General features: G+C 56.9%; 15 protein-coding genes. 9 read left to right on the top strand and 6 right to left on the bottom strand.

Annotated elements, in window-relative coordinates:
* Window positions 1–38 precede the first annotated feature (38 nt).
* The 3 genes from CFE35_RS21180 to CFE35_RS21170 form a co-directional block, all read right to left on the bottom strand.
* The gene (locus tag CFE35_RS21180) at window positions 39–2,417 is read right to left on the bottom strand and encodes a TonB-dependent receptor (RefSeq protein WP_292933724.1); all 2,379 of its coding nucleotides are present in this window, start codon (window positions 2,415–2,417) and stop codon (window positions 39–41) included.
* Between the two features lie 115 nt (window positions 2,418–2,532).
* Window positions 2,533–3,864 carry a HAMP domain-containing sensor histidine kinase gene (locus CFE35_RS21175; protein WP_292933722.1) on the bottom strand — a complete coding sequence of 444 codons (1,332 nt, stop codon included), beginning with the start codon at window positions 3,862–3,864 and terminating at the stop codon, window positions 2,533–2,535.
* Window positions 3,846–4,547 carry a response regulator gene (locus CFE35_RS21170; RefSeq protein ID WP_292933720.1) on the bottom strand — a complete coding sequence of 234 codons (702 nt, stop codon included), beginning with the start codon at window positions 4,545–4,547 and terminating at the stop codon, window positions 3,846–3,848. The genes CFE35_RS21175 and CFE35_RS21170 overlap by 19 nt, the downstream gene beginning before the upstream one ends.
* Before the next feature lie 207 nt (window positions 4,548–4,754).
* Between CFE35_RS21170 and CFE35_RS21165 the strand changes: the two genes are divergently transcribed.
* Window positions 4,755–5,234: a DUF3617 family protein gene (locus tag CFE35_RS21165; protein WP_292933719.1), complete on the top strand. Its 480-nt coding sequence runs from the start codon at window positions 4,755–4,757 to the stop codon at window positions 5,232–5,234.
* A gap of 12 nt (window positions 5,235–5,246) precedes the next feature.
* Here the strand turns inward: CFE35_RS21165 and CFE35_RS21160 are convergent, their stop codons facing one another.
* Complete coding sequence (locus CFE35_RS21160) at window positions 5,247–6,389, bottom strand: ROK family transcriptional regulator (RefSeq protein WP_292933718.1); 1,143 nt, start codon at window positions 6,387–6,389, stop codon at window positions 5,247–5,249.
* A 144-nt stretch (window positions 6,390–6,533) separates the two neighbouring features.
* On the opposite strand from CFE35_RS21160, the gene CFE35_RS21155 reads away from it, so the two are divergent.
* The 8 genes from CFE35_RS21155 (at window position 6,534) to CFE35_RS21120 (ending at window position 19,599) form a co-directional block, all read left to right on the top strand.
* Complete coding sequence (locus CFE35_RS21155) at window positions 6,534–8,990, top strand: TonB-dependent receptor (protein WP_292933716.1); 2,457 nt, start codon at window positions 6,534–6,536, stop codon at window positions 8,988–8,990.
* A 116-nt stretch (window positions 8,991–9,106) separates the two neighbouring features.
* The gene (locus CFE35_RS21150) at window positions 9,107–10,345 is read left to right on the top strand and encodes a DUF4147 domain-containing protein (protein WP_292933715.1); all 1,239 of its coding nucleotides are present in this window, start codon (window positions 9,107–9,109) and stop codon (window positions 10,343–10,345) included.
* Window positions 10,342–11,604 (top strand): trehalase family glycosidase, encoded by a 1,263-nt coding sequence (locus CFE35_RS21145; protein ID WP_292933713.1) that lies wholly within the window; start codon window positions 10,342–10,344, stop codon window positions 11,602–11,604. Before CFE35_RS21150 ends, CFE35_RS21145 begins: the two co-directional genes overlap by 4 nt.
* 8 nt (window positions 11,605–11,612) lie before the next feature.
* Window positions 11,613–12,866 carry an MFS transporter gene (locus CFE35_RS21140; protein WP_292933711.1) on the top strand — a complete coding sequence of 418 codons (1,254 nt, stop codon included), beginning with the start codon at window positions 11,613–11,615 and terminating at the stop codon, window positions 12,864–12,866.
* Window positions 12,867–12,962: 96 nt separating this feature from the next.
* Entirely contained in the window at window positions 12,963–13,850 is an 888-nt protein-coding gene (locus CFE35_RS21135) for an ROK family protein (protein WP_292933709.1), read from the top strand.
* Window positions 13,851–14,061: 211 nt separating this feature from the next.
* Entirely contained in the window at window positions 14,062–16,554 is a 2,493-nt protein-coding gene (locus CFE35_RS21130; protein WP_292933707.1) for a TonB-dependent receptor, read from the top strand.
* Window positions 16,555–16,825: 271 nt separating this feature from the next.
* Window positions 16,826–18,346 carry a tryptophan halogenase family protein gene (locus tag CFE35_RS21125; RefSeq protein WP_292933705.1) on the top strand — a complete coding sequence of 507 codons (1,521 nt, stop codon included), beginning with the start codon at window positions 16,826–16,828 and terminating at the stop codon, window positions 18,344–18,346.
* Between the two features lie 35 nt (window positions 18,347–18,381).
* Window positions 18,382–19,599: a glycoside hydrolase family 68 protein gene (locus CFE35_RS21120; RefSeq protein ID WP_292933703.1), complete on the top strand. Its 1,218-nt coding sequence runs from the start codon at window positions 18,382–18,384 to the stop codon at window positions 19,597–19,599.
* Here CFE35_RS21120 and CFE35_RS21115 read toward each other — a convergent pair.
* Window positions 19,596–20,972, bottom strand: coding sequence for a putative 2OG-Fe(II) oxygenase (locus CFE35_RS21115; protein WP_292933702.1), 1,377 nt, complete (start codon window positions 20,970–20,972; stop codon window positions 19,596–19,598). The genes CFE35_RS21120 and CFE35_RS21115 overlap by 4 nt on opposite strands.
* 5 nt (window positions 20,973–20,977) lie before the next feature.
* Entirely contained in the window at window positions 20,978–22,294 is a 1,317-nt protein-coding gene (locus CFE35_RS21110) for an MFS transporter (RefSeq protein ID WP_292933701.1), read from the bottom strand.
* Between the last annotated feature and the right edge of the window lie 107 nt (window positions 22,295–22,401).

The raw sequence follows: 22,401 nt of genomic DNA, 5'->3' as shown, positions 1-22,401 counted from the left end.
TCTGTGCCCTTCCATGGGCACAGAGGCTGGGCTGCGGCTTAGAATTGCTTCTTCAGGCTGAGCTTATAGCTGCGGCCTTCGGGTTCTAAGAGTCCACTTTGATAGGCTGTTGGAACGAGACCTGCCGAATTCGTGACCTTGCGCTCAGTATCGGTCAGATTATTGATTTCAAACCTGATTTGTGCACCGTTTAAGAAGGGCACCGCCATATTGAGTTGTGGCATCAAATCCGTGGATGCAAAGAGCGATAGGTCCAACGTGGCCTGATCATCGACGAACAGACGCTCCGCACCATATCCCGTCGCGATCTCTCCCTCGCCCTTCCAGACCGCAGCGAGACGTCCGCCAATACCCCGATAATTGAGGCCGCCGTCGAGGGTCAGATGATGTCTGCGCCCCATCTCCGTGTCCAGCGCACCGCCATCCAGCAAATCCAGCTTCACGCCGCTATTTTTCAGGATAAGCGTATCATCCAGTGTGTAGGCGTAATTCAAGCCAATGTTCCAGCGACCCCCAGGGATCTTGGCTGCTTGCATGAGTTGGTTGAAGTCAGGTGGCGTGCCGCCTGGTGGGGGCTTGAATCCGGGCGGTGGCGTAATGCCGGGGGGCAGGCCGCCGGGCAAAGTAGTAGCATCTGGGTTCTCGTCCTGCGCTTTTTGAACCTTCGTGACGATGTCGCGCAGGAATTGCGGGGCTTGGCCAAAGTTGCGGCTATAAGACAGACCAAAGCTCAAAGTCTCGGTCTCGCGATCCCCCAAATTCAGGGCGCGCGTGTCCTGCCCAATCAACGTCCCGGCACTATTGCGCTGATAGCGGCTTGAAAAGGCCGTCTCTGCGGCGCGGGTATTGACCCCGATACTGCCGATGTAATCCTCAGTCTTGTTGCGGGCATAGGTCAAAGACAGATTGAGGCCATCAATTTGAAGCGGTGCAAAGCTGGCCCCCAAGATGAAGTCGCGTTGTTGTTCGGGGAGAAGGGTTCCATTGCCGCCGCGCGTTTCGTCGAGTCTCAGGCTTAGGCCTGTTCGTGCGTCATAGACTGATGCGGATGGGATATTGGTTTGAGGTCCGCCCAATTGCTCAAGGGTTGCAAGCTTCTCGCTGGTACTGTAACGGGTTGTGATCTGTAGCTCATTGGTGGGTGACCAATTGAGACCCGTTCCCCAGCCGCCAGAGCCACCAAAGTCGCTGCTGCTGCCCAGTTCGCCATTGAGCGTGAGAGATAGATCACCAAAGCGGCTTCCAGCTGCCTTTCGGCTTGCCAAAGGGATGGTAAAACTACCGTTTATATCGACTTTGGTGCGGTCGAGGTCGTTTGAGCCCGCAAGTAATCCGCGCGTATAGTCAGACTCCAGCCTTTCGGCGGATGCTTGTGTGCGCACACTAAAGGCTCCCGTTCCCGCCAAAAGACCGGGCACAGGGCCTGCCAGCGTGCCGTCAAAGGATGCGCCTGTTAGCTGTTGATTGGTGCGGTCGCGTGCTCGCCCGTCGGCCCGGTCCGTCCGCGTGGTCTGGTCCTCAGAGAGGGCAGAGACAATTGCGGTCCAGCGGCGGTCTTTCACAACACCTTCCGTTGTCACCGAGGATTTGGCTTTGGTCGTCTCACTGTCGCGCGCTAACCGCGACCCCGTCAGCGACCGGGACAGGATGGACTGGCTTGTCTCTGATTGAGCATCCACACCCATGGTCACATAGCCTTGCTCCCCCAAGCGGGCGACGGACTTACCTACGGCACCGGAGAAGCGATAAGTCTCGGTCTCAGGCAGGATACTCCGTATGCTTGGTATTCCGCCAGGCGACAGAGAAAGGCCAAGATCCTCTTCACTGACGCCGGAGGCTTTCTGGGCATCAAAGCTGAATACGGACCGGCCGTTCGTATCAATCCTCGTGCTGTCGAGGACCAGATCATAGGTCTCGCGTTCAGCATCGGCGGACTGGCCAATGCCACCGGTGATGCCGTTGATTGAAAAGCGGCCGACTAAAATCAGATTGACGACCTTCTGATCGGCTGGGAAGCCGTATCGCAGCGCCACGTCTTCCGGATAGACTTCGACCCGGCGGATCGCGCGAACTGGGATAGCCCGAATCTCACTAAAGTCAGCGACCCGGCGGCCATTGACCAAGAGGATCGGCTTATTGTCGCCGCGTCGAGCGCCGCTTTGCGTTTGGGGCAAGAGCGTCAGCAAGAGCTCGGGCAGGCTCGTTGCGCCGGTTGTGCGGATTTCGAATGTGCCAATCACCAGCTCTGGCTTGACATCGCCGGGTACGCTCTCTGGCAGGCGCGATCCGCGCACGACCACGACCTCCATCGCGGGGTCCGCTTTTGGGGCGTCTGGAACGGACTGGGCGGCGCTAATTTGTGGGAGGCCCAGCGACAAGTAGAGGGCGGTTGAGGCAAGGCAGGCGGTGAGTTTCATAAGACCATCTCTTTTTCTAGGGGAGGGATGGTCTGGTCTTTAGCTCAAGGCATAAAGCGATGTGCGGCAAGGCTTTGTATAGATGTGGCAAAGTATGTCACGGCTGCTGACTGGCTCAAATCCGATCAAAGTCAATGCGCATCAAGGTGCCACTTTCGCCGCTGCGGTTCTTAGCACTTAGCTTGGCTTTGTGCCCTTCGGCGATCGAGCGCACGATGGCCAGCCCTAGCCCAGTACTGCCGTCGGCGCTGCGGGCTTGATCGCCACGCACGAAGGGCTCGCCCGGGGCTGCTAGCACTTCTGTTGGAAGACCCGGTCCCCAATCACCGACTTCGATTGCGGGGGTGGGGTCAAGTGAGACAATGACTTGGACGGGCCCTTCGGTGTGACGCAGGGCGTTGTGGATCAGATTGCGAATGGCACGGACCATATCATTTGACCGCGCCAAAATCCGCGCCTTCGGGTTCTTGGTAATCGTTAGTCGGCTTGCAGATTCCGGGTCGGCATCAATCAAGCCTGCGACGGCCTTTTCAACCAACTCATCGAGATAAGCGATCTGCGTCGGCGCGGTCGCCAAGTCGCTGCGCGCGAGGAATAACGCGTCTTCGACAACTCGTTCAATTTCGCGAACTGACTCGCGCAAGCGATCTCGCGTCTCGTCATCGTCCACCAATTCTAAGCGAATGCGCATGGCTGTCACGGGTGTGCGTAAGTCATGGCCCAAGGCCCAAAGTGTTGCGCGCTGGCGGTCGAGCAATTGGCTGATCCGCTGGGCCATGCGGTTGAAGGCACCAGCGGCGATCCGAAGCTCCAGCGGCCCGCGAACTGGGACTGTTTCGATGCGCTGGCTCTGCCCAATATTTTCGGACGCGGCCGCCAAGGTGGTCAAAGGCTGGGTCATGCGCCCAATCAGGAAGCTGGTGCCAAAGGTGATCAACACGCCCGAGATCAGGGTTGCGATCAGGGCGGCTAGGGGTGGGGGCAGATCAGGCTGGATACGGATCAGAATTGCGAGAGGCTGTTGGTCGCGCGGTGTCAGGATTGCGCCTACCTCTGGCCCGCCCTTTTGGACCTGTTGAAAGAGGTCGCCAAAGGTGAAAGCCGAAATACGCGGTGTAAACACGCGCAAGCTGCTGCCCCCCGAAGTTGCCATGATCTGGCTGGCCAGCAGCGGGGCTTCCTGCCAAGCATTCGGGTCCGGGGTCCAAGTCGCGGCAGGGCGAATGCTGATGGTCTCGTCTAAGCCGACTACTTCGCCGCGCTCAAGCGATGTCACGACAGGTGTCAGGCGCGCTAGCGTTTCGGCATTGACGATCGTGCGGATGATTTCATTGCGGTCGCCAAAAAAGAAGACGACCGTTAGAATATTGGAGAGAACGACCGCCAAAACGGCCAGACCGCCAACTTGCAGAGCAAGTCTAGAACCAATTAGTTTTCGTCCGACCATGTCACGGCCTCCGCAAAGACATAGCCGCCGCCCCAAATGGTTTGAATAAAGCGCGGGTTCTTGGGGTCATCACCCAGCTTTTTGCGCAGACGGGAAATCTGCGTGTCGATCGCCCGTTCGCTAATATCCAAGCCATGGACGCTGGAGAGATCGAGCAACTGATCCCGAGAGAAAGCGATGCCTGGGCGCTGCACGAGGACCTGTAGAAGGCGTGCCTCAGTCGAGGACAACAGCATATGCGCGTCTCCGTCTCGCTGCAGGCGGAATTGCGTCGGGCTAAAGGACCAGTCGCCGAACAGGGCTTTCTTCATGCTGCCCGTCACACTGCCCCGCGGCGGCTGAACGGCGCGTCGGATCACGGCATCAATGCGCGCCAAAAGCTCGCGCGGGTTAAAAGGCTTAGGCAAATAGTCATCCGCCCCGATCTCCAGCCCCACAATGCGGTCCACATCTTCGCCGCGCGCCGAGATCAGAATGACGGGCGGTGACTGGCTGGGGATCAAGGATTTACAAAAGGACAGACCATCTTCGCCCGGCATCATGATATCGAGGACGATCAAATCGAACCGATTTACCTTCATCGCCTCACGCGCTTGCGTAACCGAGTCAGCTGTCGTCACGCGTCGGCCATGACGGCGCAGAAAGGCGCCAAGGCTGTCACGGATTTCGCGATGATCATCCACGATTAGAATGTGGGGGGTCTCAGGCGTAATCATAGGCGCGGGTTCCAAGTGGTGATGTCACATTTCCCCCTTCACCCCAGATCGCCGCCATATTCAATTGCCTTGTCACAGATTGTCACAAAATTGGGCTCAGGCGCCAGAGCCTGTCACCCACGGCTTTGGCCCCTGCGCTAAGCTCTAAAGGTCTTCACATGAAAGGCCTAAACCATGTTTCCATTTTCTGTTACCAAACGTCGCCTCACTGCTACTCTTGTCGTTCCAACAATCCTCTGCCTTATCGCGGCGGCTCCCGTGGTGCCTCCGCCCACGACCAAAACAGCCCCCCATTTGATGGCGGGCCAATGGCAGTTGAGCCAAAGTATGAATCTCGGGCCTGATGCCGATCAGATCCAAACCCGCAAGGCGTGTTATTCGGAAGCGAGTCTCCAAACGGACGCCATGGCTCCTTTCAAACCCGCGCCACCGCAAGGGCGTGAGGCGGTTGCTTGCCAGACCCAGAATGTCATCGTTGAGGGTACTTGGGTGCGCTTTGAAACGCGTTGCGCCATGCCCTTTGGCACCATGGTCACAAGTTGGCAGGGCAATTTCGATGATGAGGACTTTATGGTCGTTGGAAGAGCTCAATTCTTGCGACGCATCATCGAAACCAAGGTGAGCGGTCGGCGCTTAGGGGCCTGTCCCGATTAGGTCGTGTCACAATCAAACCATGCTGGCGAAGAATTGTTTTTCCAGCGGCAACATGGCCGCACCGATGGCACAGGCGTCGACTTTGGTCTCAGACAAGAGGAATTTCGGCAAGGGCCGGGGTTCCTCGCGCCGGGCGTCATCATAAAGTTCGATCATCGGAATAATCTTTTGTGACAGCTCTGCTGGAAGGCGGCCCCCCAGCACAATCGCCTCAGGGTCTAGCAAAGCGGCAATCGACGAGGCAATGAGAGAGAGCGGGTCGCGCGCCCGCTCGATCCATGCGTCAATGCCTGGCCAGTTCACATCAAAGCGCGCCAACATCTCCGAAATGCTCGACATCTCAATGCCCTCTTCGCGGATCGAGGCCAACAGGGTTTCAAGTGTGGGCAGTTCAAACATATTGCGCGGCAAGATAAGACCAATCTCGCCACCATTGCCATGGATACCGCGCAACAGCTGGTGGTTCGAAATGACGCCACCGCCAATACCGGCCGCGATGAAGACATAGACAAAGTTTGCATAGCGTCGGCCGACACCCAATAAACTTTCCCCGATGGCGGCGGCATTGCCATCATTCTCTACCCAAGCAGGCAGCCCAAGCGCTTCGGTGAATAGGTGGTCAATATCCACCATGGCCCAATCGTCTAGCGCTGAAGGTGGATTATAGCGAGCCCGGCCATCGAGACTATAGCCCGATATGCCAACACCAACGCCCAATAAGCGGTCTTTGGCGCGCGGGTGGCGCTTTAGAAATCCGTGTACGGTTTCATCAAGCTGCGCGAACACGGCGCTTCGGCTCATCTTCGGCATTTCGACATAATGATAATCGACGACTTGGCCGGCAAAATCCATCAAAAGGACGGACATCGCATCTGTCATCAGCGCGACACCGAGCGAATAAGCATAGCTTGGCGCGATCTCTAGCTTCAACCGCGGTTGGCCCCGCTTGCCATTGGGAATCCGTCCACCCGATTGGACGGCACCACGCGCCAACAAGCCATTCACCAATCGTGAGACCGTTTGCTGAGAGAGTTCGGTTGCCGTCACAATGTCTGGCTGCGCGGCGCCCTTATTGCGCAGAATATGGCTCAGAATCGCCATTTCGCTGTCAGAGGGCAGCTCAAACTGGTCAGGGGATAGGAACGTCTGCGTCATGGAGATCAGTTTGACGCGAAGTTTATCGGAGCGCAACTCGTCCACCGCTGAATAATACTTGTCATAAGTTATATTCCTGCTAGTCTTAAAACATTCATGAACAGTTGGGGTCTTTGCGGAAACCCAACGACGGGGAGAGAAACAATGAAAACAGCGTCAAAACTGGCGATCGCGTTGGGCGGCGTGTCGCTTTTTGCCTTCGCACCGATGGCTTGGGCCCAGAATCAATCAGCGCCTGCAGCGAGCGATGCACCGGAGAAAGAAGTCGAAGTTGTTATCGTAACGGGGACAAGCCGCAGCCGGGTAGCCTTGGATACCCCGTTGGCCGTAACCCAATTGAACGCGCAAGCCTTGTCGCGCCTGTCGTCGGGTGGCCAAGCCGACATTTTGAACTCAGTGCCAACGATCAAAGCGGATGGCGGCGGCGGTGAAGTTGCTGCCAACATCTTTGTGAAGGGTCTACCTTCGGGCGGCCAGTATCAGTTCACGCCGCTGATGTATGATGGCATCACCGTCCTTTCGAGCTTTGGTCTGAACTCCTCAGCCTATGACGTTTATTACCGCAACGATTTGGGCGTTCAGCGCCTTGAGTTTGTGCGCGGTGGTGTGTCTAACTTGTTTGGACCGGGATCGGTTGCAGGCCTGATCAACTATATTAGCAAAAAAGGTGGCGACAGTTATCAAGGCGTCGCGCAAGTGGAAGTGGCCGAAGAAGGCCGTGTTCGCGGTGACTTTGCTGTCAGCGGGCCAATCAGCGAAAACCTGTTCTATGCAGTTTCTGGCTTCTATCGCAGCGATAAAGGGCCACTGGACACCAATCTTGATACGGTCGGCGGCCAGATTCGCGGTAATCTCGACTATCGCTTTGGCGATGGCAGTGGCTCGGTGACCCTGTCGGGCCAATATATCGACGACCAAGCCCAATTCTATTTGCCGATCCCGCTCAATGGTGCAAGCCGCGAGCGCTTGGTTGGTAATGACGGTCAGATCGTCAATTCCGTCCAGAATGACTTCGGTCCCAGCTTGGGCTTTAAGACCCCAACCGGCAATTTCGTCTCTGAGATCAATGACGGTGTTGCTACCACGGGTGGCCTCGTCGCTTTGTCCTTTGACAAGAGCTTTGGCGATTCTGGTTGGGCCGCCAATGGCCGCATCAAATATAGCGATTATAAGCACAAGTTTGGCTTGTTCTCCGACGGCGATGGCGTGATCAACGTGCCTGAAACCTTGCAAAGCTTCCTGACCAATCGTGGCCTTGGCAGCACGGCCAATGCGAACTTCACCTTCGTCGGCGGTGGCACAGTGGCAGCCAATTCCTTGCTGTTCGCCAACCGCTTTACCGACCGCGTGCGCCCTGCGGAAGACTTCACCACGGAAGTCAATCTGACCAAGGGCTTCGTGACCGGGGCAATGGACCACAGCGTCACTTTGGGGGCTTTCTACGGCAATGCTAGCGCGGGCGACTATAACGTCACCACGACCTATTTGGCAGAACTGAACAACCGCCCTCGCTTGGTCAATCTGGTTGTCACCAATGGTGCCGCTCAAACCATCGTGTCGCGCAATGGTCTTTTGAACGCGGGTGCTGGCTATGTGAATAACCGTCACGAGGCAGAGCGCTATGCGGGCTATTTCGCTGATCAGATCAAGATTGGCGAGAAGTTCAACCTCGACATTGGTTTCCGGGTTGAAAAGCTGATGGGCAACATCAGCCGTGAACGGACGGCCACAGTGGTCACCGATTCTACCACGGCCAATCTGTCGACGGCCCTCCGCGATGTGATTTGGGGTAATGGCGCTTTCACCAAGGGCAAGGTCTCCACCACCGAGTGGGCCGGGGCCATCGGCGGTCTCTATAAGGCAACCGACCGGGTGAGCCTTTATGCCAACTTCTCGCGCGGCTATTTCTTCCCAGAATTGCGCTCGGTGTCGTTCAATAGCTTGTTCCAACCTTCGACCTTCAAGGCCGAAATCATCAATCAGGGCGAAATCGGTCTGAAGATGAATATGAAGCGCGTGTCTTTGACGCTCGCGGGCCTTGCGACCAGCTTGGACAATCGTCGCCAAGTCTTGTTCGTCAATGATGGTGCTGGTGGCTTTACCGAAAAGGTCAATTTGGTTGGTACCGAATCCTATGCGGTCGAAGGTACGATTGACTATAAGATCACCTCGAACTTGCGCTTCAGCGGCAATATGACCCTGCAGTCCAATCAATATAGCGCGTTTGACTCAAACACCGCCTTGATTGGCAAGGATGTCGAGCGCCAGCCAGGGTTCTTGTATAATGCGGGCCTTTATTATGATGATGGCAAGTGGGATGCGTCCCTCTTCACCAATTTCACCGGCTCCAACTATACCTCGTCCAGCAACACGATCCTGTTGGATGAGTGGAATATCGTGAACTTGGACCTCGGCTATACGATGCCAATCGGTAATCAAACCGCGCGCTTCAGCCTCAATGTCTATAATTTGACCGATGAGGATGCGGTGACAGAGGGCTCGCCACGGCAGGACAATAACCAAGCCGCCAATGGTGCATTCTTCGTGGGCCGGCCCGTGCTGCCACGCCGCATCATGGCACGCGTAACCTACAGCTTCTGAAGCTGGTGATCCAAAATGTGCAGGGCTTGGCGCAAGTCCGGCCTTGCACGTTTTCCTTCCAACCGCGACTTTGATCGAAGTCTACTGGCATTTTGCCGGGGCGGAGCACGCGCATCATGACGTATCGCACCATGCTGACTGATTATTTCGCTGCAGCCATTGCCGCCGCAAGCCCTCGGCTTGTATTGCCGCCCGCGTTGCCGAAAGATTTGGTCAGGGGTAAAACCTTCGTTCTGGCCTATGGTAAGGCTGCGGCTGAAATGGCTTTGGTTGCTGCTGAAACCTTGGACGGGCCGGTGACCGGGCTTGCGGTGACGCGTCATGGTCATGGTGTGGATTTAAGTCATACCAAGATTGAATTGATTGAAGCCCGCCACCCGGTTCCAGACGACCATAGTCTGCAAGCCGGAACAAGGATGCTAGAGTTCGCCTCGACAGCAGGTCCGGACGATCGGGTCATTTTTTTGGCGTCTGGCGGTGGGTCGGCCCTTTTGTGTGCGCCAGCTGAAGGCATTACTTTGGCTGAGAAGCAGGCGATGACCGACGCTTTGGTGCGTTCGGGTGCACCTATTCAAGACATAAATCTGGTGCGCCGCCATTTGTCGCGCGTAAAGGGTGGCCGTCTTGGTGCCGTCGCTGGGGCGCGCGGCGCAGAGCTTTTGACCTATGTCATCTCAGATGTGGCGGGTGATGATCCAGCTCTTGTCGCTTCTGGTCCCAGCATTGCGTCGAACTTTTATCCTGAAGGCGCTTTGTCTGTGTTGCTTAAGGCCGGTGTTGAGGTGCCAGAGCATGTCCGCAGCGCGATACACAGCAATCAGCCCGCCACCGTGGTCGATCATCCCGTCAAGGTGCTCGCCACCAATGGAGACGCCTTGGCCGCTGTTGAGAGCCGCGCCCGTGCGGACGGCTGGAACGTGATAGACGCGGGTAAAGCTTTGACGGGCGATGCGGCAACCTGTGGCAAAGCCCATGCTTTGCGGGCCCAGATGTATGCTCGTACACCCGGTCGGCATCTGATGATTTCAGGTGGCGAATTGACGGTCACCAAAGCCCGCAAAGACGGCCAAGGTGGCCCTAATCTTGAGTATTTAGTCGGTCTGATGTCGGCTTTGCCGCACACTGCCAAGATCGAAGCCCTTGCGGGCGATACAGATGGGATTGACGGGACCCAAGACAATGCCGGCGGCTATTTGCACGCATCCTGGGTGCCGCAGAGCGATGCGGTCCATGCCTTGGAGACCAACCGCACCTATCCCCTTGTTGAGCGTTTCGGCGGTCTGATCATGACCGGCCCGACGCGCACCAATGTGAATGATATTCGCCTGATTGCCATTGAAGGAGCTTCCACGTGACGCAGGACCTTTCCCAGCTTGCCCAAGAGATTTTGCGCCGAAATGATCGTGGCGGCTATACCGTCCCAACCCATGGCCTCTACCCCTACCAATGGAATTGGGACTCTGCTTTTGTCGCTTTGGGGTTTGCGGAATTTGACCGAGATCGCGCTTGGCAAGAAATTGAGACGTTGATCTCGGGTCAGTGGGAAGATGGCATGATCCCGCACATCATCTTCCACAAGGATGACCCCGGCTATTTCCCGGGGCCGTCGGTTTGGGCAACAGGTAAAACGCCTGCGACCTCTGGTATCACCCAGCCCCCGGTTCTGGCCACGATTGTCCGCAAGCTCTGGGAAGATGAAGGCGCAGACCCCGCCAACCCCCGCATGCGCGCCCTCTATCAGGCCTGCGTGAAGAGCCACCGCTGGTTTCACACCTACCGCGATCCCTTGGGCAATGGCCTTGTGATGGTGACCCATAATTGGGAGACAGGTCGCGATAATAGCAGCGAGTGGGATGATGCGCTCGCGCGGGTCGATACCTCTGGCGTCGGTACCTACCAGCGTCGCGATACGGGTCATGTCGACGCGGCAATGCGCCCGACAGCTGTTGAATATGACCGCTATGTCGCCATCCTTCAGTTTGGCCGCAAGTCGGGTTGGAACCATCGTGAGATCGCCGACCATGGCCCATTCCGTATGCTGGATGTCGGCATGTCGATGGAATTGTTGCGCGCCAATCGCGACCTATTGGTACTGGCACAGGCCTTGGGCGACACGGCGGTTGTGGCGGAACTTGAAGCTCGTATCACCTTGTCTGAAGCTGGCATGGACTGGCTGTGGCATGAGGAAGTCGGGGCCTATTGTTCGCGTGATGTCACGACAGGGGAAAGCTCTGGCCTTGTGACCAATGCCAGCTTCCTTGCCTTTTATGCGGGCGTGGGCTCACCGGCCCAACGCCGGCGCCTTTTGGCCGCATTGGACCGCATGACCGGAAGTGCCACTTATTTGGTGCCGAGCTTGGAAGCAGGCAGCCGCGCCTACGACCACAAGCGCTATTGGCGCGGACCCATTTGGTTGGTGGTGAGCTATATGGTCGGCCAAGGCCTAGCTGAAGCAGGCCATGAGGATTGGGCGGAGCGCATCCGCACCGACTCTCGTAAGCTAATCGAGCTATCGGGCTTTTATGAGAGTTTTAGCCCAGAGACGGGCGCAGGGTCTGGTGGACCAGACTTTTCTTGGACAGCGGCCATGTGGCTTGCGTGGTGCGGAAAGTGAGGCAGGACATGACCGACAAGCAACTCAAACCCGCCCCGGATAATTATCCTTGGATCTTGATCGCCCTTCTGTGGATGGTGTCATTCCTGAATGCGGCCGACCGCTCCATCCTCAACTCCGTTAAACCCTTATTGCGCGACGCTTTCAGCCTGACAGACGTTCAGCTAGGGATCATCGATACGACCTTTTTCTGGACATATGCCGTCTGCGCCTTTGTGTTTGGCCGGATGGGCGACAGTGTCCGTCGCCGTCATATGATTATTTTCGGGCTGGTCTTTTGGAGTCTGGCGACCGGTATTATGCCGCTGGCGACGGGCTTTGCCATGTTGCTCGGTATGCGGACTTTGGTGGCGATTGGAGAGTCGACCTATTATCCAACTGCAACCGCTCTCATCAGTTCGTGGCATAAGCCAAGCATGCGCAGCCGTGCGCTATCGATCCATCAGACCGCTGTTTTCGCGGGTGGGGGCATTGGCGGCTGGGTGGCGGGTAAGCTGGCCGATCATCACGGCTGGGCCGCGCCCTTCATCGTCTTTGCCGCACTTGGCTTTGTGGTGATGGCCATTCTCTACAAAATGCTGCGGGATGACGCCCCCGGTGTGCCTGTTGTTAAAGACGACAAGCGTGCTGAGCCCATTGGGATTATTTTGAAGAATCCATCCGCCTTGTTGCTCTGCTTTGTTTTCTTTTTGGCAACCTCGGCCTCTTCTGGGGTTTTGAATTGGTGCAACACCTATGCCCATGACGAATTGGGACTGAACCTCGCTGACAGTGCGTTGGTTGGCCCCGTCATGATCACGACGGCAGGCTTCTTCTCGGTCTTGGTTGGCGGCTTTATGGCTGACAAATTTGCAGCCCAGAGCCCGATTGGTCGCTTCAGTGTTTTGGCAATTGGTTTGAGCTTTGCTGCCCTATTCCTTGTGCCATTTCCTTGGGTGTCGAATGCCACGGGTGTGGGGCTTTTGTTGTTTGCAACCAGCTTTGGCAAAGGTTTGTTTGATGGGTGTATCTATGCCGCCATGCATGATGTGATGCCACCAGAGGCGCGGGCAACGGCTGCCGGCCTGATGACCATGCTGGGCTTTATCGGGGCGGGGATCACCAGTTTCGCATTGCCAGCCATGGCGGTCTATACGGGCTTAGCGGCTGGCTTCGCGATGATGGCTGGCCTTTATGCCATCGCCGTAGTCGCGTTGATCTTTGCTCGGCCGATGCTTCGCCAATCGGTCGCGGCGCAAGCTGGTGGTCCCGGCCATGACTAAGTTGATGCAATCAGGCGCGCAGGTCGCCCTTGCCAGCCGCACAATTCCCGCTAGAGGGGGAGCCCGCATGGTTGGCGAACGAAAAAGGGCTGAGGCGTGAGCAAGTTTGGTGGCATTGATGCGGGCGGAACGTCGTGGCGCTGCGCGGTCTTTGAAGACAAAGACACGATCCTCGCGCGGACTTCTTTTCCAACCACCACGCCTGCTGAGACTTTGGCGCGTGCGATCGCCTTCTTTAATGACCATAAGGACAAAGGCTTGGCGGTTAGCCGTATCGGCATTGCCTGTTTTGGACCCTTGGCGGTCAATCCTGCCAGTCCGCGTTGGGGCCATATCCTTGCTACCACCAAGCCGCACTGGTCGGGGACCGATGTTGCCGGGCAAATGGCGGCAGGGACAGGCTGTCCAATCGCGCTGGAGACCGACGTCACCGCAGCGGCCTTTGCAGAACGGGCTTGGGGCGCGGGCCAAGGCTTGGATGATGTGGCTTATGTGACCGTGGGCACAGGTATTGGTGCTGGGATCATTTTGGGCGGCAGAGCGGTTTGGGGCACGATGCATCCCGAAGCAGGCCATATGCGGGCACCCCGGCATCCAGAGGATCTGGCTTTTGCCGGCGTTTGTCCGTTTCATGGCGATTGTATTGAAGGGTTAGCCTCTGCGCCTGCGCTCCTGGCGCGTTGGGGCATGGATGCGTCGCAATTGCCAGATGATCACCCCGCTTGGGACATCGAAGCGCACTATCTGGCACATCTGGCAGCCAATCTGGTGCTGACCACGGCTGTGAAGCGCGTCATTTTTGGTGGCGGCGTAATGGCCCGTGGCGGCCTTGTGGAACGGGTCTCCGCCAAGGCAAAAGCCCTCATTGGCCCGTATGGAACAGCCGCACCCGGCGAAGGTGGTTTTGAGATTGTGGGGGCGGGTCTCGGCCTAGACTCAGGGCTTCTAGGTGCGCTTTGGCTGGCTGAACAGGCACAATCCTAGCGCAAAAGCCGTCATCATCGGCGCATTGCAAGGCGATATCCACGCGTAACTAGCACAAAAAACCTAACTCTGTCAGAGCGTAAGAAACTTTGTGAACTTTTTTATGCAATGGATTGCATTATCGTTCTTGCAATCCATTGCATAGATGGTATCAAAAAGATCAGGCAGGCCGTCAGAGCCTTAGCTATAAACAAACACCGGGAGTTAAGTTATGAAGGTTGCCCAATTCTCTAATTGCGTTTCTGCGATTGCGCTGGTTACTGCGCTCGCGGCAGGTGCGCCTGCGATGGCCCAGCAGGCCGCAGCTGCACCCCAAGAACCCGAAGGTCTGGAAGTCGTCATCGTGACCGCGTCGGGTGGTAATCGCACCCAAATCAACAGCTCGGTCTCCGTGACCACCGTCAATGCGCAGGCGATTGCGGACTTCAAGCCAAGTTCTGAATCAGAATTGCTGCGGATGATCCCCGGTATCCAAGTGGCTGGTACGGCTGGCCCAGGTGGTAACTCCAACATCGCGGTGCGCGGCCTTCCAGTGGCAACGGGTGGTTCGCCTTTCGTGCAGCTCCAAGAAGATGGCCTGCCAACGGTTTTGTTCGGTGACATCCAGTTCGGCAACAATGATTACTGGACCCGCTTTGACGCCAGCGTCGCCAATGTCGAAGGCGTACGCGGTGGCTCGGCCTCCACCTATGCCTCGCAAGCACCAGGTGCGGTCATCAACTACATTTCCAACACTGGCCAACAGCAAGGTGGCTATGCCCAGCTCAGCACCGGTCTTGGCTTTAGCGAAAACCGCTTAGACTTCCGCTATGGTGGCCCCATCAGCGACCAGACCCGCTTCCACGTTGGCGGTTATTACAAGAAGGGCAGCGGCCCATTGGACGCAGGCTATGACGTCAGCAACTCTTACCAAATCAAGGGCAATCTGACCCATGATTTCGCCGACAACAAAGGCTTTGTTCGGGTTCTGGTGAAGATCGCTGACACGCAGGAGCCAAACTATACCGGCTCGCCAGCTCTTGCTTCGATCAATGGTTTGGAAGTCTCCAACATCGAGCCATTCCCCGGCTTTGATGGCCGTGAAGGCTCGAACTATTCGGTCTATAACAAAGACTTCTTGATCTTTAACCGCGATGGCGTGCTCGAGCGCGTCAAAATGGATGGCATCACCACCAAGGCGACCTCCTTGGGCGGTCAGTTGCGCTACAATGTGAATGACAATTGGAGCGTCGATAACAACTTCCGTTGGACGGATATGAGCGGTGGTTTTGCGGCGCCCTTCTTGAACGTCGCAACCCGCGCCAGTGTGATTGGCTCGGTCATCAGCCGTCCAGGTCTGCCCAATGCGACTGTGGCCAGCATCCGCTATGCCGCTGGTCCTAAGGCTGGCCAAGCTTTCACCGACACCTATGTCGACAATAACGTCAATGTTCGCACCAACATCCGCGACATCGGCAGCACGGCAAACGACTTCAAGCTAACCGGCAAATACGATACGGGCTTCGGCGCTGTCACGGCACGGGTTGGCTATTTCTACATGAAGCAGAACATTGCCATGGACTGGCATGTCAACAAGTCGCTGCGTGAACTGAGTGGCAATAACCCATCGCAATTGGATCTCTTTGATGCCGCAGGCAACAAGCTGACCCAAGAAGGTATCTCGGGCTATAACAACAATTGGGGCGATTGCTGCGCCCGCGATTACGACCTCTCTTACACCAACACCGCGCCTTATATCGCGTTGGAATTGGACGCAGAAAAGTTTGCTCTCGACGGCTCGGTCCGCTTTGAATCGGTTGAAGCCAGCGGCAATACCGTTGCTGGTGGCTCTGAATTCTTGGTCAATTCCGGTGGCGTTCAGATCGCAACGATCCGTGCAAATGGTGCTCGCGAAAATCTGAACTACACCCGCGACTATACCTCTTGGTCGTTTGGGGCTTTGTACAAAGTCAACGAAGACACCAGCGTCTTCCTACGTCGCTCGAAAGGTGGCCGTTTCAACGGTGACCGTCAGACCGTCAGCGGCAAGATCAACGCCAATGGCTCGCTCACCCAAGCTGGCCGCACCGCTTCGGTCGACTTTGTGAACCAAGACGAATTGGGCGTGAAGAACCGTGGCGACCTGTTGGGTGGCCGCTACACGCTGGAATTCACCTTGCTGCAAGGCGACTTCAAGCAGAGCACATTTGAATTGTCGGCCACACGTTGCCCCGGCGGTTCGGGTGGTTGCGTGATCGACGCGAAATATGAGTCGAGCGGAGCAGAAGCCTATGCCACCTATCGCAACGGCCCACTCTCGGTCATTGGTAACGCCACCTATTCGAACGCAAAAATCTCGCGTCCAAATGGTAGCGGTGTCTCGGGTCCCTTCACCCGCGCACCCGGCATTCCTGACCTGAGCTTCACCGTCGCAGCCAATTACGACTTCAACGACAAGGTCACCTTGGGCGTCAGCACCACGGGCCAGACCTCGTCGATCGACGATGCTGGCCGTGAATATCCAGGTGGTGCGATCCTGAACGCAACGGCGAAGTACGCAATCAAAGAGAACATCGAACTCAGCCTCTCGGCTTATAACTTGTTCGACAAGTTCGACTTGCGCGGTAATGGTGGTGTGGCAAACGCTGCTGTAAACCCAGTCGTCATCAGTGGTAACCCAGCTTTGGGTCGTACCGTGACGGCAGCGATCCGCTACACCTTCTAAAGCGCGTTTTGATCCTTAAGGATCAAAGTTGCGCGTTAAATCTAAATTGGAGCAACAGCTTATCCGTTCTATCTGGTAAAGATAGAACGGGCGTTGCTCAAAAAGTGAAAGCTGTCGAAGCGGAGGCTTGAAGCCAGACTTGGTTTCCTGCCAATGCTAAGAACGAGATGAGGCTCCCTTCAGGGCAGGGAGCTTGATAGATGGGGCTGATCGCATCTGCTTTCGGCCCCATTTGTTCGACCGAGCTGAAACTCTGGATCAAGGAGGCGTTATGACCCCATCATCAGATCGACGCATCCGCTCCATCGTCATCGTCGGCGGTGGGTCTGCTGGCTGGATGACCGCTGCCGCCTTGGCCAATACCCTCAAGCAGGATTGTGAGATTAAGCTCGTCGAGTCCGAATTGATCGGGACCGTGGGCGTCGGCGAAGCCACCATTCCGCCGATCCGCACCTTCAATGAGATGCTGGGCATTGATGAGCGCGAGTTTGTTGCCAAGACGAAAGGCTCCTTCAAGCTCGGTATTGAGTTTGTGAATTGGGGTCGTCAGGGCAATCGCTATTTCCACCCCTTTGGCCCTCATGGCCGTGCCTTTGATATTGTGGGCCTTCACCATTTCTGGCTGAAAGCACGTGAAGCTGGCGATACAACGTCGTTTGACGATTTCTCCATGGCTTGGTCTTTGGCACAGCGTGGCCGCTTTACGCGCCCCAGCCCAGACCCCCGCCAGGTCATGTCGACGTTCGACTATGCCTATCATTTTGACGCAGGCCTCTATGCGCGCTTGTTGCGGGACTATGCTGAGGCTCGAGGCGTCAAGCGCCATGAAGGTAAAGTCGTCAGCGTCCGTCAACACGGCGAGACCGGCTTTGTCGAAGGCGTTACGCTGGAGAGCGGGCTGGAGCTGACCGGCGATCTCTTCATCGATTGCTCGGGCTTCCGGGGTCTGTTGATCGGCGAAGCGCTCAAAGTCGGCTATCAGGATTGGACCCACTGGCTGCCGTGCGATCGCGCCGTGGCCATGCCATGCGCCAAGGTTGGCGACATGCTGCCCTATACGCGCTCCACCGCCTGCGAGGCCGGTTGGCAGTGGCGCATTCCACTCCAGCACCGCACGGGCAATGGCTATGTCTATTGTAGCAAGTTCATCTCCGACGAAGATGCCGAAGCCTCACTTCGCGCCAATCTGGACGGAGAGGCATTGGCCGGGCCGAACAAGCTGCGCTTTACCACCGGGCGTCGCGACAAGTTTTGGGACAAGAATGTGGTGGCCATTGGCCTGTCCAGTGGTTTCTTAGAGCCGCTTGAATCCACCTCGATCCACTTGATCCAAGCCGGCATTTCAAAGCTGCTTGCCCTCTTCCCACAGCGCGATTTTGATCCGTTGATCGTGGACGAGTACAACCATATCGCGTCGACCGAGTTTGAGCGCATCCGTGACTTCTTGGTCTTGCACTATAAGCTGACGACACGGGATGACAGCCCGTTGTGGCGCTATTGCGCCAGCATGGACATCCCAGACACACTCAAGCTCAAGATTGACCACTTCCGCCGGTATGGGCGTCATATCGCGCGCGATATGGATTTGTTTGGTCAGCCAAGCTGGCTTGCGGTCCATATTGGACAAGGCAATATCCCCCAAGATGTCGACCCCGTGTTTGACTTCCGGGGCATCGATGGCCGCGATTATCTCGGTAAACTGAAAGCCGCGATGGTGGCCAGCGCCGAGCAAGTCTCCAGCCACCAAGCCTTTGTGAACACCCATTGTGCGGCAGAAGGGGCTATTGCCTAAGTGACCTCCCGCCACCTTCATGACCTTTCATTTCGATGACGACCGATCAGGACGAATTCAGCTTGCCTTCTACCCCTTCTCCGAACCTCCTGTCTGATCACAAGCAAGCTTGGCGGCCGAGCTTTTGGCGTGCGTCGCATCTGGCGCAGATTGATTTCGCCAATCTGCCCTGTCCGCGCGTCTTTGGGCAGGACGATGTCCACCATCTCAACCCCGCTTTGACCTTGTGGGACATTTGGCCCGTCCAATTGGACAATGGCGACCTTCTTGAGCTCGACAGCGGCAGCCTGTGGGTGATGTTGTCTGCGCCTCGTCTGCCAGACCCCGATGAGCGTCACAATATGGCGCGGATGCGCTTGCTCTTGAAGTCGGAAGCGGGTTGGCAGGATTGCGGCAATCTGTTGCCCGATGGCTTTTCCCCCGGCAGCCGCGAATGGTCAGGCTCGACAAGGCTTAATCCGGCAACTGGCGAAGTCACGCTTTGGTTTACTGCCGCTGGCCGACGTGGCGAAGCCAAGCCAGACTTTGAGCAGCGCTTGTTCCATGCTGTTGGCACGCTGGACGTAACGGGGGCGCTGCCCTGCGTCACCCAGTGGCGTAACCTGACCCCGACGGTCGCCAATCCCAGCCAATATTATGCTGACCTGTCCATCACCCAAGGCGTGCCCGGTCAAATTAAGGGCTTCCGCGACCCTTATTGGTTCCGTGATCCCCTCGATGGGGCGGGCTATGTGATGTTTACCGCCTCGCGCGCCTCGCATTTGCCCGCTAGTCCCTATGATGGCGTGATTGGGTTAGCCAAGGCGACCGATGTCGACGGGCACCAGATGTTTGAGCTCTTGCCCCCCATTCTCGATGCCTTTGGCCTCGCCAGCGAGATGGAGCGGCCGCATATGTTTGTGCGCGATGGCCTCTATTACGTATTTTGGTCGACCCAATCCCACATCTTTGATGCCCGCTTTGCCAAAGGTCCAACCGGGCTTTTCGGCATGGTTGGACCTTCGCTGTTTGGACCGTTTGAGCCGTTGAATGGTTCAGGCCTTGTGCTTGCCAATCCGCCAGAAGAGCCGCGCCAAGCCTATGCGTGGCAAGTGCTGCCCTCGCTGGAAGTGGTGAGCTTCTTGGACTTCTGGGGCCTCAAGGGTGGCGATATCCACCAAGATTCAGCCCTCAAACAAGCCCAATTCGCAGGCTCAATTGCGCCTTCCAGCCATTTGCGACTGGACGGTGCGAACACCCGTATCATCGACTAAGCTGGCTCGCGAATATCAAACGCCAAGCTTAAGCGTTCACCCGCTTCAATAGGTACCGTCCGGTGCCAATGGGTTGAGGGGAATAGCACGAGTGTCCCCGCTTGAGGGGCCACTTGATGGCTGACGCCAAGCGCGAGATTTAGCTCGGGCGGGCCTTCGCCAAATTGCAAATAGCCCGCAGGCGCCGGGCCCGCATCCGTCGCGCTTGGCATATCGATATGCAAGGCTGAACTGATCCAACCACGGGGATGGGTATGGATGCTATGGAAACCGCCCGCCTTCAACAAGACGGACCAACTGCCCTCAAACAGGATGGGTCGGTCACGCGGCGGGGCTAGCAACGGATGCGCTGTCTGCTGTGAGGGCAGCTCAGCCAGATAGGTCGCCACCGCTTTCACGATCTTGTCGCGCACCAGCTGGATAATCGTGATGGGGCGGAAAAATAGCTGTCGATCAGTCTGCGTACCGCCTTTGACCGATTGCTCAATATAGGGGGCTTGGGCGGTGTGGAGTGCGCGCAACCGGGTGGCCAGTTCGGCAAGCTCTGTCGTATTTAGGTCCAAGTCGATGGCGCGCACATAGTCCGCCGTCATCCCATCGAGCCAGTCTGACAATGGATCATTGAGCAGGCGCCAGCACAAAGACACATAGGGCCAGAACAAGCGGGCGTGGGGTGTTGAAAGATAGGGCTTCGCGCGGGCAAGAGCTGCCTCTGGATTGCCAAGGCGCAGGGCGTGACGGACCCGGCACACATCAAGGCCAGGGTCGGCCCAATCTGCTAAAGCATCAAACAAATCTGGGTCCCGACTTAACGGCCCGCCGCTTTCACTCTCAATTGAGATTCGCGCGACTTCCAACCCTCGACTTGGGCCGAAGGCCTGCCGCGCTGCCTCGACGCTGGCGCGCGCCGCTTCCCACGCCCGTGCGGTCGAGAGGAGATGGATGTGGGCTAGCCGCAGGCTGAGGCTATCGGGCAAAGCCGCAATCGCGCGTTGATAGCTTTCGTCAAAACTCTCCCGCGCGCCAATTGCCACCCGCAAAGTCGCCAAGCTTTTGTGGCCGTCGAGCCATTGGGGATGAAGGGCCAAGGTATCGAGCAGGATGGATTGAGCGCGCTCTGCCTCGCCTTCGGCGGCCAAAGCTGCGGTATAGGTGCGGATCAGCTGCGGATTGGCGGGGTCGAAGTGTAAGGCGCGCTCAAAAGCTGCAACCGCATCGCGGCCTGTCTCAAACCGCACTTGCGCATGGGCAAAGGCGGCGATGGGGTTTGTAGGGTTGTCGGTGACAGCACGCTCTAAAGCCTCAAGCGCGCCCTCCATATCCTGAAGGTCGCGCTGAGCCAGTCCAATCTGTAGCCAATCGATTGCCATCATCCTGCCTAAGCGGGACGCTTATCCCGCACCCACAAGACGCAGACTGCCGCAATCATCAACATGATGCCAGCCATGGTGATCACATGGCGTGGGTCACCGCCCATCAGGGGCTTGTAATAGAAGGGCAGAGTAGCAGCGATCAGAAGCATCGGGATAACAATCATCATGTTGAAAATCCCCATGTAAACGCCCGTGCGCTCTGGCGGCACAGCGCCTGAGAGGATCACAAACGGATTGCCCATGATGCTGGCCCACGCCAATCCGATCCCGATGGCTGGGATGAAGAGGAGGGCCTTGTCGCTGATATGGGGGATGAATAGCATGCCAATACCGCCTAAGGTGAGGCAACATGCGTGCATGATTTCCGGGCCATAGCGCTTGGTAAAGGGCACCATCGCAAAGGCTGCGATAAAGGCGATCCCATTATAAAAGCCGCCAATTTCCCCATTGGTGACCACCGCCATTCGGAAGCCTTCGGACACAGCCTCGGACGTGCCATAGACCGAACGGCCGATTGAATAAATGATATAGCCCCAATAGGCCGCCATCCCGTACCATTGAAACAAACTCATGAGCGCAAGTTTGCGCATCACTTGAGGCATGGTGACAATGGCATCCCAGATTTCGAGGAGCGTCCCTTTCACTGTCAGCGGTTTACTCTTGATATAGGCCAATTCCGCTTCGGTCAGTGGCAGTTCGCGCACCCTGAAAACCGACCAAAGGATCGTGCTGATCGATAAGACCGCCCCAATGGTAAAGGCGACTTTGGTTGTTTCAGGGATATTGTGGGCATCGACGGCATTCACATCAAAGCCCAAAAGATTGATCATGATCGAAGGTGATAGAAAGGCCAGCATTTGCGCCAGACCTGTAAAGGCGCTCTGTGACAGAAAGCCAAATTGGCGTTGATCGGGGTTTAGGCGGTCGCTGACATAGGCCCGATACGGTTCCATCGTGATGTTATTGCCCGCGTCCAAAATCCACAGAAGCGATACCGCCATCAGGATGGACGAACTGAGCGGCATGAAGAACAGGCCGAGCGAGCACATGATCGCCCCAGCGATGAAATAGGGCGTGCGGCGGCCCCATTTGCTGGCGGTGCGGTCACTCATCGCGCCAATAATGGGCTGGACCAAAAGACCTGTTAGCGGACCAGCGAGTTGCAGCAAGGGCAAAGAGGCTTCGTCTGCGCCCAGATAGCTATAGATCGGGCCCATATTGCCCTGTTGCAGGCCAAAGCTGAACTGCAAGCCGAGAAAGCCCAGATTCATTTCCGCAATGCGCCATAGTGGCAGGTGCGGCTTCATCGCCGGTTGAGTCATGTTCTTTCTCCCAAAAATACACCGGCGCTTATGCGCTCTGTTATCGAGGATTAACGCTAACGCAATCGATTGCAAAAGCAAGCGCAAGTTGCAATTGTGACCCATTC

The sequence above is a fragment of the Novosphingobium sp. PASSN1 genome (assembly GCF_002278815.1).
This window is presented reverse-complemented; position numbering and strand designations above follow the sequence as displayed.

Coding starts and splice junctions, on each gene's coding strand:
- CFE35_RS21110 (WP_292933701.1), bottom strand. CDS start 22,294: ATGACTCAACCGGCGATGAAGCCGCACCTGCCACTATGGCGCATTGCG.
- CFE35_RS21175 (WP_292933722.1), bottom strand. CDS start 3,864: ATGGTCGGACGAAAACTAATTGGTTCTAGACTTGCTCTGCAAGTTGGC.
- CFE35_RS21130 (WP_292933707.1), top strand. CDS start 14,062: ATGAAGGTTGCCCAATTCTCTAATTGCGTTTCTGCGATTGCGCTGGTT.
- CFE35_RS21150 (WP_292933715.1), top strand. CDS start 9,107: ATGACGTATCGCACCATGCTGACTGATTATTTCGCTGCAGCCATTGCC.
- CFE35_RS21125 (WP_292933705.1), top strand. CDS start 16,826: ATGACCCCATCATCAGATCGACGCATCCGCTCCATCGTCATCGTCGGC.
- CFE35_RS21155 (WP_292933716.1), top strand. CDS start 6,534: ATGAAAACAGCGTCAAAACTGGCGATCGCGTTGGGCGGCGTGTCGCTT.
- CFE35_RS21180 (WP_292933724.1), bottom strand. CDS start 2,417: ATGAAACTCACCGCCTGCCTTGCCTCAACCGCCCTCTACTTGTCGCTG.
- CFE35_RS21160 (WP_292933718.1), bottom strand. CDS start 6,389: ATGACGCAGACGTTCCTATCCCCTGACCAGTTTGAGCTGCCCTCTGAC.
- CFE35_RS21120 (WP_292933703.1), top strand. CDS start 18,382: ATGACGACCGATCAGGACGAATTCAGCTTGCCTTCTACCCCTTCTCCG.
- CFE35_RS21115 (WP_292933702.1), bottom strand. CDS start 20,972: ATGATGGCAATCGATTGGCTACAGATTGGACTGGCTCAGCGCGACCTT.
- CFE35_RS21165 (WP_292933719.1), top strand. CDS start 4,755: ATGTTTCCATTTTCTGTTACCAAACGTCGCCTCACTGCTACTCTTGTC.
- CFE35_RS21140 (WP_292933711.1), top strand. CDS start 11,613: ATGACCGACAAGCAACTCAAACCCGCCCCGGATAATTATCCTTGGATC.